Below are 14,382 nucleotides of genomic sequence, written 5' to 3' on the forward strand. Positions count from 1 at the left end.
GCGGTCTGTGAACCGCTTCATAATCCCTCCCTCACGTTTTGAACTACCACTCCCGCAAGAAATTGCCGCACCCGGCGCTTGCTGACGAACACGGGTGAGTTGCAATATCTGCGCAGCCGCGTGCTCGCAGCTTTGGGTTGGCTCTCGCCTTCGCGAGCAAGTCAGCCCCATCACTCAGCACTGATCTTTCTGAAATTGGAATCAAGGGCCATCGAGAACCGCGTCCCGGCAGATTCTACTCGGGGTCGGCAGTAGGCTGCCAATTGCTCAGAAGGAGCCCCCAAATGAAGATAAGCAGCGCAATTTCCCTCACACGTCACCTGAGCGGTCTTGGGATCGCCCGTTCCAGTCTGATCAAATCGGTCCATATTCTCGAAAGAATTGGGCTGGCGGCCGTCGGAGCATCATGCGGCCTCTACGTGGGTGCGACCCTGTTGCGTCAGAAAGACGGACTGTTTGAAAGCGGCTGGATCGTGCTGATTACAATGCTCTACGGAGCTCTCAGCTATTATGTCGGAATTGACTTGTCCGGCAGTGTCGGACGGCGGCAGTCGAGCATCTCGGAAGAATGGAGCGGTTCCGAGCCGGCTGAAATCATGAGTGCGGCCGGAACGTTCGGCGCGGCGATTGCGGCAACTCTGTCCGTCAGTATTCTTGTCCTTGATCAAAATCTGTCCAACGCTATGACAGGCTTTGTGGCCGGCTGTTGGGCGGTTGGTTCTTCGCTTCAGGTTGCGGCGGGCACGATGGCTCGCAGCCACGAGGCGCCGACGAACGAGCAATGAAGGTATTGTGCGCTCACGGAGAATGTTCTTTTGACATTGTCTGTGAGCACAAGCCGCTGTGTTGGTCGGATTCAGACATGGAGTGAGGCGTGAGGACTCATCGCCGCCCCTGCCGTCCAACTCCGCACGCCAGGGATGCTTGATAGCGCAGCCGTTCGTATCGAACTGTGCCCGCCCAAAGCATCGTCGATCACGAGTGACCAAATTGTCGCAGAACAAAACAAGGCGTGCCATCGCGGCGCCGTTGACATATTGTCTCGTCGCGGCCGTGGTCCAAGAGTCTGTAATCGCCAGCCATGAGATGGGTGAGCCATGCAGATTGCGGAGTGGCTCGGGAAGCTGGGGCTTGGGCAATACGCGGAGCGTTTTGCCCAAAATGGGATCGATGTGGATGTCCTCCCCGAGCTGATGGATGAGGACTTTGACAAGCTTGGAGTTCTGCTCGGTCATCGTCGCAAAATGCTGCGTGCCATTGCCGACCTCGATCCGGCCGCATTGATCGCATCGCCGACTCCTGCTCACGACGCCGAGCGGCGCCATCTCACCATCATGTTTTGCGATCTGGTCGGCTCGACTGCACTCACGGCGCGTCTCGATCCCGAGGATATGTGGGAAGTGATCCGGACCTACCGCGCCGCATGCGCGCGCGTCATTGCCGCTTACGACGGCAAGATAGTCAGGTTCGTCGGTGACGGAATACTCGTCTATTTCGGCTATCCGCGAGCCCATGAAGACGATGCGGAGCGCGCCGTGCGTACGGGCCTCGACATCATCTCCGCAATTCGTCAGCTCAAAACAGGCGCCGGCGAACTGGTTGAGCTGCGGATCGCAATTGCGACCGGGCTTGTGGTGGTCGGCGATCTCATCAGTGGAGAAGCGTCAGAGGAGCACGCGACCGTGGGCGATACGCCAAACCTCGCTGCTCGGCTTCAGAGCATTGCCGAGCCGGGGGTGGTCGTCGTTGCGTCATCGACGCGCCGGCTGCTTGGGGATCTCTTCACTTTTCGCAATCTCGGCCGCCGCGAAGTTAAGGGGATAGGCGAGCCCATTGCGGTGTGGGCGGTGGAAGGGGCGACCGCATCCGAGAGCCGCTTCGAGGCGGTCCGTGCCGCGCGCTCGATCGGCTTTGTGGGCCGCAAGGATGAGATCGAATTCATTCTGTCGCGGCAGCGGGAGGCATGGCAGGGCCGGGGCCAGATCGTACTGATTTCCGGTGAAGCAGGCATCGGCAAGTCGCGTATCGTCGCAACGCTGTCCGAAAGCCCCTCGTTGGGGACGCACCGCCGAGTCCGATATCAGTGTTCGCCTTACCATACCAACAGCGCGCTTCATCCGTTTGTCGCCCAGCTCGAACGCGCCGCCGGAATCCGCTCGCTCGATACGCCCGAACAAAAGCTCGATAAGCTCGAGGCAATGCTTGCGCTTGGAACCCAGCAGGTCGCCCAGGCAACATCGCTCATTGCGGCTCTGCTTTCGATTCCAACCGGCGACCATCGCGCGCCCCTTGGCTTGAGTCCGGCGCAGCAGCGGCGACAGACATTTGCCGTCCTTCTCGATCAGCTCGAGGGCTTGGCGCGAGATCAGCCCCTGCTGATCATCTGCGAGGATTTGCATTGGGCCGACGCCACGACCCTGGAGCTGCTTGACCTCGCGGTCGATCGGATCAGAGCGCTGCCGATACTCGTGCTCATGACATCTCGGCCGGAGTTCGAGCCGTCCTGGTCGGGCCTTTCCAATGTCGGCCTGTTGCGGCTCGACCGGCTCGATCGGCAGGACACGCGCGCGCTCGTCGAACAGGTGGTTGTCGGTCGCCAGTTGCCACGCGAGTTGATGAAGCAGATCATCGACAAGACCGATGGCGTCCCGCTATTCGTCGAGGAATTGACCAAGATGGTGCTGGAATCCGGCCTTCTGGTCGAAGATGCCGGGCGCTATCGCTTGAATAGTCCGCTTCCGCCGCTTGCTATCCCCGCCACGCTGCAGGATTCGCTGATGGCGCGGCTCGACCGGCTCGCTCCGGTCAAAGAGGTGGCGCAGATCGGCGCCGCAATCGGCCGCGACTTCTCATACGTCCTGTTGAAGTACGTGGCGGGGCGCGACGATCTCACCCTGAGCGCTGCGCTAGAACAACTAGAAGAGGCCGAATTGCTGCTTCGCCGTGGGTCCCCTCCCGACGCAAACTATAGTTTCAAGCACGCCCTTGTTCAGGAAGCGGCCTACGGGAGTCTGCTCAAGAGCAAGCGGCAGCTGCTTCACACGAGAATTGGCGAGGTGCTGCGTGAGAAGTTTCCAGTCGTCGCCGAAACTGAGCCGGAAGTTCTGGCGCATCATTTCACCGAGGCGGGCCTGTGCGAGGTCGCTCTCGAATGGTGGCGCAAGGCGGGCCAGCTGGCGCTGAAACGCTCTGCCTATTCCGAAGCGGTCGCGCATCTCGGCAAGGCCGTTGCGACGGCAGACGAACTGGCTGACGGGTCCCGCCTGATGATGACGAGACTGCATCTTCAAATCTCATATGGCCGTGCACTCAGGGGCCGTCTCGGGCACAGCGCCCCCGAAACGATCGCGGCATGGACTCGTGCGCGCCAGTTCGCCGCCGACATCGATGATCCCGTTGAACTTGCGCCTGTTCATTCGGGGCTCTTCAACGCCTGCCTGACGCAGGGCGAACTCGCTCCGATGCAGGAGCTGGCGGATGCTATCAGGGGCGCCGCCGACCGATGGCCGGACTCCCCGGTGGCCGCCGTCGTTGCCCATTGGACGGGCGGCGTCACCTGCTGGTTCGCAGGCGATTACGTCAATGCGCGAACGCATCTCGAGCGGGCGCTGGCCATCTATGGTGCCGAACCGGATCCCGCGACATTCAGGGCGTCGGCGCTGGATCTGCCGTTCGTGATCATGAGATTCCTTGCCCTGGTGCTCTGGCCGCTCGGCATTACCGCTCGTGCGCGCAGGCTCGCCGCCGAAGCGGTGGGTGCGCCTGGGGAGACACGGGCGCTTTCCCGGGCCAATGCGCTGGTTCATCGCGCGGTGTTCGATGGGGTCTGCGGGGGCATGTTGCAGCAGACAGAGACGATCCTGGCGCTCGGTCTCGCGCGCGACCACACGATGCCGCTGTATGTCGCCGCGGGCACCTACCTGAATGGCCTCGCCAAGTGGCGTGCCGGTGACCGCACGGCTGGACTTGCGGACATGCGTCACGGCTGGACCTTGCTGCACGAGAACGATTGTTACCTCTGCGAACCGTTTTGGGGGATGCATGTCGCCGTGGCGAATGCAGAGGCGGGCGAGGTCGAAACGGGGCTGGAAATCCTGAGCGACGTGATCGCCCGGACCGCACAGTCCGGTCAGCATTGGCTTGATGCCGAGCTGCATCGTGTCCGCGGAAGGCTTCTGTCGCGCCATGGTTCTTCGGACGAATCCAGTGCCGAAGACGACCTCAAGCGAGCGCTGGAAATCGCGCGGCACCAACAGACGAAGACCTTCGAGCTGCGCAGTGCGCTTGGACTTGCCCACCTGCACAAGGCAAATGGCCGAGCAGGTGCGGCATCCGAAGTGCTCGCACCCATCCTCGCTGAATTCGAGGCGGAGCGTGATCTTCCCGAAGTTGCGGAAGCGAAGGAGCTGCTTGGGGATGGGCGTTAGCCGCGCCGCCATTCGCTCGCGACAAGCGCCGCGCCGACTTCAAGCCAGAACAGGTCGGCATCTTATTCCTCGATTCCGCAGCCGTAGTTCTCCGGTTTTGACACGCCATAACCTGTTGTGGTGAAACCTGGATATGCTTCTCGTGGTTGCGAGGGCGAGTCTGGCGGCGAATCCTGATTTCGGCTCAGCAATGTTGCCGGATTGCTCGTTGCCTCAAGGCTCAGACTTCGTTCCGACGCCAGGGCCATGTGGCGATTGGCTTGTCTTCGCAAGGGGCAGGCGGAGCGAACAAAGCCCATTTGGAGGTTCAGTCGTGGTTCGCTTGCATGTCGAACGTCTCATTCGCAGCCGGATCGCTCGGCGGTCGCTGGCGCTCGGGATCATCGCTCTCAGCGGATGGGCCCTGTTGCCGTATGTGACCTACCGTGTCGCTCCCTCCGCCTATGTCAATGCCGAGCTCATGCGGGTGACTGCGCCGATTGCGGGTCAGCTCTCGTCCGATCTTCCACGCAAGGGCGAATATTTCGAGCACGCCCGGATGGTGCCGCTGGTCGAGGCGCGTTCGCCGGATCGCCGGCACTTCATGGACCTTGATCAGCAGCTTGCCGTGTCCACCAAACGCGCCGAGCTCGCACGTCGGCAACTCGAGGAGATCGCCGAGCTCGATCGCAAACTCCGCGAGCGCAGCGAGGACTATCGTTCGGGGATGGTCGCGCGCCTGAGCCACGAGATCGGCGAAACGGAAGTTGAAAAAGGCGGCTGTCTCGCTGAGGCGCGGCAGCGCATCGATGTCGCGGGCCGGATGGAGAGGCTCGTGAAGCTCGGCATCAGTTCGCAGATCCGCTCCGGTGAGGCCCAGGCCTCGCAGGAGGCAACCGCAACGCGGTGCCAGATGGCCGATGAACGCCTGCAGCGCCTCAGGACGGAATTGGGGGCGGCCGAGAAGGGCATTTATCTTCGTGGCGATGCCAATGACGTGCCCTATTCTCAGCAGCAGCGCGAGCGGCTTGTCCTCCGCCGCCAGGAGCTCGAGACGGACCTGTTGCAGAACAGCTCACGTGCCGCGCAGCTGGCCGCGGAAATCGCAGAGGAACGCACTCGACTTGATCGTCTCGACCACTACGACCTTTCCTTGCCCGCAGCCCATGTGGTCTGGTCAGTCGCGGCCAGCCCGGGCTCGGTGGTCACGGAAGGGCAGTCGGTCTTCGATTTCGCAGATTGCGAACGCCGGTTTATCGTTGTTGAACTACCCGAGCGCGATTTCGAGAAGATCAAGGCCGGAGATGCGGCTACCGTCCGTCTGATTGGGAGCCGCGAATGGAAGACCGGCCAGATCCGGCAGGTCCGCGGATCGGCGGCGTACGGCGATGATCGGCTGCTTGCGGCTCGGGTGCCGCGGCCTGATCCGGGCAACATTACCGTTGAGATATCGCTTCCGCCCAATGAGACGTCGGCCGACCGCAACGGCTCCTGCGATATCGGACGGTTGGCTGAGGTGCGCTTCGAGCGCAGAGCCGACGGCCTGCTACGATTGGTCAGCTCGAGGTTAAAATGGCTGACCGCTCGCCTGGAACTCGACCAATCGCCCCTGTGAGCGAGATGTTCCATGCAAGCCATGACTCTGCCTCTCTCTCAGCTGTTCGCGCCGATGCTGGGCATATTTGCTGCGATGTACCTGTTGGCGCCGACCTTCCAAGTCGCGCGCCCTTGGGCGCGTGGCGCGGTCTTTGTCGCGGTTTGGCTTGTGGTCGCGCGCTATCTCGAGTGGCGTATTTTTACCACCGTGTTGCCGGCGAGCGGGACCTGGTATCAGGTCGGCTGGATCTGGTTCTGTCTGTTCGTCGAACTCCTGACCTTCACAGATCAGTTCATTCTTTATCTGACGTTCCTTCGCAGGACCGATCGCCGAAGCGAAGCAGATCAGCACGAGCGTCGGCTTCGCAGCCTGCCGGATGATGAGCTGCCCTCGGTCGATGTCTTTATTCCGACCTATGACGAGCCATTCGAAGTGCTGGAAAAGACGATCACGGGCGCGCTGTGTCTGGACTATCCAAATCTCCAGGTCTGGGTCTTGGATGATGGTCGCAGGCCTTGGCTCAGGACACTCTGCACGCAAAAGGGCGCCGGCTATCTCACGCGCGCCGACAACTTGAATGCCAAGGCCGGCAATATCAATCATGCCCTGACCAAGACGAACGGCGAGTTCTTTGCGATCTTTGATGCGGACTTCGTGCCGCAACGCAATTTCCTGATGCGTGCGATGGGCTTCTTCGTTGATCCAAGGATCGGAATCGTCCAGATCCCGCACGCCTTCTACAATGAGGACCCGATGCAGGCGAATCTCGGCCTGCACAGGGGACTGCCGGACGAACAACGGTTCTTCTTCGATTCCATTATGCCCGCGCGCGACGGCTGGGATGGTGCCTTTTGTTGTGGTTCCAACTCCGTCACGCGTCGCGCAGCACTTCGCGAGGTGGGCGATGCCTTGCCGACGCAATCCATTACGGAAGACATCCTGCTGACGCTCGTCCTGCTGCGCAAGGGATACGTCACCCGTTATCTCTGCGAACCGCTGGCGATTGGACTGGCGCCGGAAAGCCTGGATGCCTTTTTCGTGCAACGGCAACGCTGGGCGCGTGGTGCGATCCAGACGCTATACCTCGCCGCCGGCCCGCTCGGCCCCGGACTGAGCTTGATGCATCGGCTCCTCTTCTTTCCGACGCATTGGCTCTCATTGGGCGTGCGGGCGCTCATGGTCGTGGTGGTTCCGATCGTCTTCATGTGGACCGGCTTGGCGCCCGTCGTCGACGTCACCCCCGAATCGGTGTTCTACTACTTGTTCCCCGCGATCCTGGCGCTCAACGGCGGCATCTCCTGGTTCGCGCCGCATGCGCATTTTCCGCTCGCCGCTCAGGTGTCGGCGACGATCCAGAGCTTCAAGCTCCTGCCGACGGTGCTGGGGACTCTCGTCAAGCCGACAGGACATGCGTTCAGGGTGACGCCCAAGGGCGCTGCCGCGCGGCGCGCGAGTTACGCCGCGGAGATATTCTGGCCGTCGGCGGTCCTGATGGCGTTGACAGTTGTCGGTGTGGTTCTGAACACGATCCCGGAATGGCGGGTCATCGATCATCCGGCGGCTCTACCGATGGTTGCGTTTTGGTCGGTCGTGAACATCGTCGTGCTTTTCTTCGTCTGCATGACCTCGCTGCAGGCGCGGATGGGACGTACCGAGGAGCGTTTCGACATCGACGAAACTATATTGATCGAGACCGGGACCGGCGAGCAGCTTACTGGGCGCGTGAGCAACATCTCCCTCTCTGGCGCGGGCGTTCTGCTTGGCTCCGGCATTGACTGTCCTCGCGCCGGAGAACAGCTCCGCGTGCACATCATGCAGGTGGGATGGGTCGATGCGGTGATTGCGCAACGCAGGGACCGGCTCATCGGGGTGCAGTTCAAATTGCCGCAGTCGCTTGAACGAGACCTGCTGATCCGCAAGCTCTTCACCGTCGCCCGTCTGAAGGGGAACGGTGTCGTCGCGTGCTCGGTGAACAGGGCGATGCTCAAGAACATCTGGTCGATGGCCGCGCCGTTGCCCCATGTTGCAGGCGGCGCGAAGCCCGCGTCGGTCTCGCCGACCGAGCGTCTGCCGGCAGAGAGCATGGTCATTCGGCCTCAACCGCGGACAGACGATTTTGCACATCTTGCCGGAGCTCGAAGCCTGCATCCGACGAGTTTCAGTGAACCTGGCTTTGGCCGAGTGGCCGGCACAGTGCTCGAGGCCGCCGCGCCGAGCTGATTGCTGTGCTGTCCTTCTCGTCAGTCTGCTTCCGGTGCTCTGCCAAAAATCTCAACCGGAACGAGCAACCATCCCCTAGCCCAAAGCGTTTACCGGGGTTGAGGGTGCAGGGAGCGTCTCTTGATCGATCACCGCAGCGATCTTCGCAAAGGGCGCTTGACGCTCTGGGCCTCCACATTCGTGGCGGTCGCTTGCTTCGCGATTGTCGCGCTCAGCGTCTGGCGGGAGTGGTCCTCGCGACAGACGCTGCTGAAGGGCTCCGAAACTGACATGGCCAATCTGGCGCGGTCGGTGACGCAGCACGCGGACGATACGTTCGAACTCGCGGACACCGTTCTCAATGTGTTGGTCGGCCAACTCGAACTGGAGGGAACCAGCCCGGCGGCGATCGCCAAGATTCAGACCTTTCTTTCCCGGCGCAAAGCCGCGAACCGGATCCGCGCTGTGTTCGTCTATGACGAGACCGGCCGCTGGCTCGCAACCAGCGAGCCTGTGGATTTCGCCGGCCTCAACAACAGCGACCGCGAGTATTTCCAGCATCATCGCGCTGTGGCCGAACGGGGAATCTTCATTGGGCGTCCAGTGAGGAGCAGGTCGGGGGGACAATGGATCATCACAGCGTCAAGGCGCTTCAATCATCCTGACGGCAGTTTTGCCGGAGTGGCTCTTACCACGATCGATGTCGACTATTTTTTGCAATTCTATCGGGGATTCGACGTTGGCCAGAACGGCTCAATTGCACTGGCGACCGCGAAAGGCGTTGTCCTCGCGCGTAGCCCGGACAACGGATATACGGGCCGCGATCTGTCGAATGCACCACTTTTTAGGAATTTTCGCGAGCGGCCAACTGCCGACGTCTACTACTTCACGTCGCCTCTCGACGGCGTTCGGCGTCTGAGCTTTTATCAACTCAGCGGTCGCTACCCTGTTGTCGTGGTTGCGACGGAATCGGAAGACGACGTCTTGGCCCCCTGGCGCAGGGCGGCGCTGACGCGCATGGCTGCGGTGCTGGGACTGATAGGAGGGCTCGCTGTTGCGGGGCTTTTGCTGGTGCGCCAGTTGCACATGCGGCAGAAGATGGCCGCTGCTCTGATCGCCAAGGAGGCTGATTTTCGTCTCCTCGCGGAGCAGTCGGGCGACATGGTCATGCGCATAGCAGTCGATGGACGGATCCTCTATACGTCGCCGTCCAGCGCGCGAGTTCTCGGCTGGGCTCCGAACGAATTGGTGGATACGTCGGCCCTCGCCGGCATAAATCCGGCGGATCTGGCGCGGGTTGAGGAGACGATCTCCGCGCTGATGAATGGCGAAGCCGAGGAGGCTAGAATCACTTATCGCACTCGGCATCGCGAGAAGGGCGAGGTCTGGATCGAAACCGCGCTGCGCGTCGCCAGGAGTGCGCAGAGTGGAGACATCAACGGCGTGGTGGCGATCTCGCGCGACATGACCGAACGTAAGGACCTGGAAGATAAGCTCGCGGCTCTCGCCAGTTCGGATGGCCTGACGGCCTTGGCAAACCGCAGACACTTCGACGAGCGGCTAGAGGCGGAATGGGACAGAGCCAGGCGCGAAGGAAGGCCTCTGTCACTGTTGTTGATGGACGTCGATCATTTCAAGCGTTTCAATGATCAGTACGGACATCAGGCGGGCGATGCATGTCTCCGCTCGGTCGCCGGGGTCCTGGCGGAGCAGGCCAGGCGGCCGGCAGACTTGGCCGCTCGGTATGGTGGTGAGGAATTCGCCTTGCTGCTACCAAATACCGACACGGCAGGGTGCGAGCAGGTCGGCGAGCGAATCCGGCAAGCGATTCAAGACCTCGGCATCCTGCACGCGCTCAACCCGCCATCCAAGCAGGTCACCCTCAGTATTGGTGGCGCCACACATACGTCGTTCGGCGATAAACAGGATTGCACGTCGTTGATAGCAGCTGCCGATAAGGCGCTCTACGCCGCCAAGGAGAGCGGACGCAACCGCCTTGTGATGTCGGGGCAAGTCATCGCGTGGCCCAGCTCGATACGGGCTTGAAGAGCAGCCCTGGTGCGCCGCGGTATGCGCCTCACGAATTCACGTGCACGAAATCCCGCAGCAGCGGGTAGATCTCGTTGTTCCACCGCTTGCCGGAGAAAACGCCGTAATGGCCGACGCCGGCCTGCATGTGGTGCACGCGGCGATAGGCGCGGACGCCGGTGCAGAGGTCTTGCGCGGCGAGCGTCTGGCCGATCGAGCAGATGTCGTCCTTCTCGCCCTCGACCGTCATCAGGCCCATGCGGCTGACCGCCCTGGTGTCCACCGGGCGGCCGCGATGCATCAGTCTGCCTTGCGGCAAGAGGTGCTCCTGGAACACGTCGCGCACGGTCTCGATGTAGAACTCGGCCGGCAGATCCATCACCGCGAAATATTCGTCGTAGAAGGTCTTGATGCTCGCCGCCTTGTCCGTCTCGCCCTTGGCGATGTGGTTGGCGAGATCGAGATGCTGCTTGATGTGACGCTCGAGGTTCATCGAGACGAAGGCGGTGAGCTGCACGAAGCCGGGATAGACCTTCCGGAGCGCGCCGCGGCACTGGACCGGCACGTAGTTGATGAGGTTGCGCTCGAACCATTCGATCGGCTTGCTCTTGGCGAACTCATTGACCTTGGTCGGCTGGATCCGCGTGTCGATCGGCCCTGCCATCAGCGTCAGCGTCGCCGGCCGCGAGGGATGGTTGTCTTCGCACATGATCGCGGCCGCCGCGAGTGCCGAGACCGAGGGCTGGCAGATCGCGACCATGTGCGGGCGCGGGCCGAGCTGGCCGAGGAAGTCGATCAGATGCTCGGTGTAGTCGTCGAGCCCGAAGCGGCCTTCACTGCGCGGGATGTCGCGCGGATTGTGCCAGTCGGTGATGTAGACGTCGTGATCCTGCAGCAGCGTCTTCACGGTGCCGCGGAGCAGCGTGGCGAAATGCCCGGACATCGGCGCGACCAGCAGCATGCGCGGCTGCTCGATCGCGCCGTCTTTCCTGAAGTGCAGCAGCGAGCCGAACGGCGTTGCGTAGGCGATCTCCTCGGTGACGCCGACCTCGCGGTTGCCCACCATCACGCTGTCGATGCCGTAGGCCGGGCGGTCATAGGTGAGGGTGGAGCGCGAGATCAGCTCCAGCGCTGCCGAGAGCCGGGCGACGACCTGGTCCGACAACCCCTGCGGCACCAGATGGAGGAATTTGAGCGCCGACGAAGCGCCCGCCCGCCAGGGCGCGGTCAGGTCCATCTGGTTCTGAAAGGCCTGATAATACATCGACATCATGCTGAAGCGCCCACCTGTCCCGGGGGCCATGCAATATCGGAGCCAGACAGGGGCAGCTCTCCCTGACAATTGGCACGTCGCTTGCTGCTCGTTGGGCCGAAAACGTGAGGGAAGGGCCCCATGGCGAAGGCGACACTGACCATCAGCAGCAAGAACTACTCGTCCTGGTCGCTGCGTGGCTGGCTGCTGACGAAATTTTCCGGGCTCGATTTCGAGGAGATCGTCACCGCGCCGGATGATGCCTCCGCGCGCGCCGAAATCCTGCTGCTGTCGTCCTCGATCCTGGTGCCGTGCCTGCGGCACGATGGCGCCACGGTCTGGGATACGCTGGCGATCGCCGAATATCTCAACGAGGTGATGCCGGACGCGGGGCTGCTGCCTCATGATCGTGTCCGGCGCGCGCATTGCCGCTCGATCTGCGGCGAAATTCATTCCGGCTTCACCACGCTGCGCGCCTCGCTTCCGGTCAATCTGAAGGGGCATTTTCCCGGCTTCAAGATCTGGTCGCGCGCCCAGGCCGACATCGACCGGGTCTGGTTCATCTGGCGCGATTGCCTGGAGAAGTCAGGCGGTCCGTTCCTGTTCGGCGAGACCCGCACCATGGCGGATGCGATGTACGCGCCCGTGGTGACGCGCTTCGTCACCTACGACGTCAAGCTCGAGCCGCGGTTGAAGGCGTATGCCGACACCATCATGGCGATGGACGAGATGAAGGAATGGATATCGGCGGCGAGGGAAGAGCCGGCCGAGATCGAGGAGCTCGAGGTCGAATATTAGGCAGAGCTCGCACGACCTGCCTGTTTCCGGGGCGACGATCGCAGGCGTCCTCACCGGCCGCTATGGCTTTGTCATCATTAACTTTTGGCGCCCGTCATCGGTGCAAGGCAGAAATCCGCTGCGCAGATCTTGTGCGTGCCGGGAACGCCTTGTCGAGATCTAGCCGTGAACAGCCGCGTACGACGCCAAAGGGCTGATTCGGACGTGATTCGTTCGAGCCGCGTTCCGTTCGTTAAGATGGAGCGCGGCCCCGTTGCATTTTGACACAGGCACCGTCAAGACACGCCGGAGTGCTTCACCCGCGGCACGCGCCAGCCGATGACGGTGGCTTCGACCGCGATGCCGGCCTCATGGTTCTGCCAGCGTCCCTCGACATAGCGGCAGGCGAACGGGAGTTGGTACGTTCCGCTGTGATCCTCGCACAAAACCTCGACTGCCAGGCCAGGTGGTGGTTCGCCGGCGCCGTCGAATTCCGCCAGACGTCTGTCGCGCGTTGCCATTCCAAAAATCTCCCCTAATCAAAGCCGCGGAAAGAGCGCCCACTTCGTCCGCGCGCGGTTTACTGCTCCCCCGTTCAAAGGATCGTTCGAGAGAACACGCCAAGCTCAACGCGAGAATGCGGTACGAGTGTGGTAACCTCACGCGGCTGCGCGCAATCGGCGCACATTGCTGTGATCGATTTGATGAGGAACCTTTCATGCTGCGCCGGATCGCTGCCGTTTGTTTCGCCGTGTTACCGCTCGTCGCGCATACGCCGGTCGCGGCGCAGGACGTTCCCGGCATCGAGATCTGCACGGTCGAGAAGACGATGGAGCGCCGCACCAGCTGCCTCCAGAGCAATGTCGATTTCCTGCAGAAGACCATCACCAAGCTCAATCTCGATCACCAGCAGAAGATCGACGCCGCCGGCAGGCAGATCGACGCGCTGAAGGTGACGCTCGCAGGTCTGCAGAAGACCATCGGCGATCTGCAGGCGGCACAGGCGAAGCAGGCGGATGATTTGAAGAAGAAACAGGATGCGCCCCCGCCGAAAGACAAGGAGTAGTTATTGCTGCCGTGTCCCCGACGCGGCGCGGCATGCAATGACGCGACGCAGAGCCGGGACCCTGGCGCCGCTAGTGGCGTGGTGAAATGGGCGCCGGTTCTGCAGCGCATCACTAACGTGCTGCGCCGCGCCCGGGGCACGAGAGCAATGGCGATCAAGCGGCGTGCCTCGCGTTCACTTAAACCATCCCCGCTTCGAACGGGAGCCGTAACCATGAACCCAGCCCAGCGCGCGCTTTGGTATATCGAGAGCCATCTGGCCGAGCCGATGACGCTCGACGAGATCGCCGCGATCTCAGGCGTGTCGCGGTTCCACATCGTGCGCGCGTTTGCCGCAGCCACCGGTTATCCGGTGATGCGTTACGCGCGGGCTCGGCGGCTGACGGAAGCGGCGCGCAGCCTTGCCAAGGGCGCGCCGGACATTCTGTCACTGGCGCTCGACGCGGATTACGGCTCGCACGAAGCATTCACCCGCGCATTCCGAGATCAGTTCGGCGTCACGCCCGAAGCGGTCAGGACCGCGAAATGCACCGACCACCTCAAGCTACAGGAGCCGATCCTCATGGACTCCACCATATCTGACAATCTCAAGGCGCCGCGTTTCGAAACTGCAAAGGCCCTTCTCGTTGCCGGCCCCGCCGAGCGCATCTCCTGCGACAACGGCGCGGCCATTCCCGGCCTGTGGCAACGCTTCCACCGGGAGGTCGCCGATATTCCCGCACGCATCGGCAACATCGCCTACGGCGTCTGCTGCAATGGCGACGATGCCGGAAATCTCGATTATATCGCGGGCGTCGAGGTCGCCGATTTCTCCGACCTGCCCCGCCGCTTCGGCCGGATCCGTATTCCCGAGCAGCGCTACGCGGTGTTCACCCACACCGAGCATATCTCCTCGATCCGCCGCACCGTCAGCGCGATCTGGAATCAGTGGTTGCCGGCATCTGGATTGAAGGCCGCGGACGCGCCGAACTTCGAGCGCTACGACGAGAAGTTCGACCCTGTGACCGGCAATGGCGGGCTTGAAATCTGGCTGCCGGTGCGAGAGTAACGCGCAACGC

Annotated in this window: 10 protein-coding genes; 8 read left to right on the forward strand and 2 right to left on the reverse strand. The window is 62.2% G+C overall.

Annotation, left to right across the window (positions count from 1 at the left end; genetic code table 11):
- Window positions 1-284: 284 nt before the first annotated feature.
- The 5 genes from BM374_RS24275 (at window position 285) to BM374_RS24295 (ending at window position 10,248) form a co-directional block, all read left to right on the forward strand.
- Window positions 285-785 carry a hypothetical protein gene (locus BM374_RS24275; RefSeq protein WP_092297692.1) on the forward strand — a complete coding sequence of 167 codons (501 nt, stop codon included), beginning with the start codon at window positions 285-287 and terminating at the stop codon, window positions 783-785.
- Window positions 786-1,097: 312 nt separating this feature from the next.
- The gene (locus BM374_RS24280) at window positions 1,098-4,427 is read left to right on the forward strand and encodes an adenylate/guanylate cyclase domain-containing protein (RefSeq protein ID WP_092297695.1); all 3,330 of its coding nucleotides are present in this window, start codon (window positions 1,098-1,100) and stop codon (window positions 4,425-4,427) included.
- A 538-nt stretch (window positions 4,428-4,965) separates the two neighbouring features.
- Window positions 4,966-6,021 (forward strand): HlyD family secretion protein, encoded by a 1,056-nt coding sequence (locus BM374_RS24285; RefSeq protein ID WP_244552682.1) that lies wholly within the window; start codon window positions 4,966-4,968, stop codon window positions 6,019-6,021.
- Between the two features lie 12 nt (window positions 6,022-6,033).
- Complete coding sequence (locus tag BM374_RS24290; RefSeq protein ID WP_092297702.1) at window positions 6,034-8,223, forward strand: glycosyltransferase; 2,190 nt, start codon at window positions 6,034-6,036, stop codon at window positions 8,221-8,223.
- Window positions 8,224-8,343: 120 nt separating this feature from the next.
- Window positions 8,344-10,248 (forward strand): diguanylate cyclase domain-containing protein, encoded by a 1,905-nt coding sequence (locus BM374_RS24295; protein ID WP_177248500.1) that lies wholly within the window; start codon window positions 8,344-8,346, stop codon window positions 10,246-10,248.
- 31 nt (window positions 10,249-10,279) lie between these two features.
- Here the strand turns inward: BM374_RS24295 and BM374_RS24300 are convergent, their stop codons facing one another.
- A complete protein-coding gene (locus BM374_RS24300) occupies window positions 10,280-11,503 on the reverse strand; it encodes a polyhydroxyalkanoate depolymerase (RefSeq protein WP_092297705.1) in 1,224 nt (407 codons plus the stop codon).
- Window positions 11,504-11,623: 120 nt separating this feature from the next.
- On the opposite strand from BM374_RS24300, the gene BM374_RS24305 reads away from it, so the two are divergent.
- Window positions 11,624-12,280, forward strand: a complete 657-nt coding sequence (locus BM374_RS24305) for a glutathione S-transferase family protein (RefSeq protein ID WP_092297708.1) — start codon at window positions 11,624-11,626, stop codon at window positions 12,278-12,280.
- Window positions 12,281-12,555: 275 nt separating this feature from the next.
- Here the strand turns inward: BM374_RS24305 and BM374_RS24310 are convergent, their stop codons facing one another.
- Window positions 12,556-12,780, reverse strand: a complete 225-nt coding sequence (locus BM374_RS24310) for a hypothetical protein (RefSeq protein WP_092297712.1) — start codon at window positions 12,778-12,780, stop codon at window positions 12,556-12,558.
- Window positions 12,781-12,977: 197 nt separating this feature from the next.
- On the opposite strand from BM374_RS24310, the gene BM374_RS24315 reads away from it, so the two are divergent.
- Together BM374_RS24315 and BM374_RS24320 are read left to right on the forward strand one after the other, a co-directional pair.
- On the forward strand, window positions 12,978-13,325 hold the full coding sequence (locus BM374_RS24315) for a hypothetical protein (protein ID WP_092297715.1): 348 nt from the start codon (window positions 12,978-12,980) through the stop codon (window positions 13,323-13,325).
- Between the two features lie 213 nt (window positions 13,326-13,538).
- Complete coding sequence (locus BM374_RS24320; protein WP_092297718.1) at window positions 13,539-14,372, forward strand: AraC family transcriptional regulator; 834 nt, start codon at window positions 13,539-13,541, stop codon at window positions 14,370-14,372.
- Window positions 14,373-14,382 lie beyond the last annotated feature (10 nt).

The organism is Bradyrhizobium sp. Ghvi (genome assembly GCF_900115265.1).
Taxonomy (GTDB): domain Bacteria; phylum Pseudomonadota; class Alphaproteobacteria; order Rhizobiales; family Xanthobacteraceae; genus Bradyrhizobium.

What these genes read in the sequence shown, in the direction of transcription:
- BM374_RS24320 (WP_092297718.1), top strand. Translation starts at nt 13,539, where the DNA reads ATGAACCCAGCCCAGCGCGCGCTTTGGTATATCGAGAGCCATCTGGCC.
- BM374_RS24300 (WP_092297705.1), bottom strand. Translation starts at nt 11,503, where the DNA reads ATGATGTCGATGTATTATCAGGCCTTTCAGAACCAGATGGACCTGACC.
- BM374_RS24315 (WP_092297715.1), top strand. Translation starts at nt 12,978, where the DNA reads ATGCTGCGCCGGATCGCTGCCGTTTGTTTCGCCGTGTTACCGCTCGTC.
- BM374_RS24310 (WP_092297712.1), bottom strand. Translation starts at nt 12,780, where the DNA reads ATGGCAACGCGCGACAGACGTCTGGCGGAATTCGACGGCGCCGGCGAA.
- BM374_RS24290 (WP_092297702.1), top strand. Translation starts at nt 6,034, where the DNA reads ATGCAAGCCATGACTCTGCCTCTCTCTCAGCTGTTCGCGCCGATGCTG.
- BM374_RS24280 (WP_092297695.1), top strand. Translation starts at nt 1,098, where the DNA reads ATGCAGATTGCGGAGTGGCTCGGGAAGCTGGGGCTTGGGCAATACGCG.
- BM374_RS24275 (WP_092297692.1), top strand. Translation starts at nt 285, where the DNA reads ATGAAGATAAGCAGCGCAATTTCCCTCACACGTCACCTGAGCGGTCTT.
- BM374_RS24285 (WP_244552682.1), top strand. Translation starts at nt 4,966, where the DNA reads ATGGTGCCGCTGGTCGAGGCGCGTTCGCCGGATCGCCGGCACTTCATG.
- BM374_RS24305 (WP_092297708.1), top strand. Translation starts at nt 11,624, where the DNA reads ATGGCGAAGGCGACACTGACCATCAGCAGCAAGAACTACTCGTCCTGG.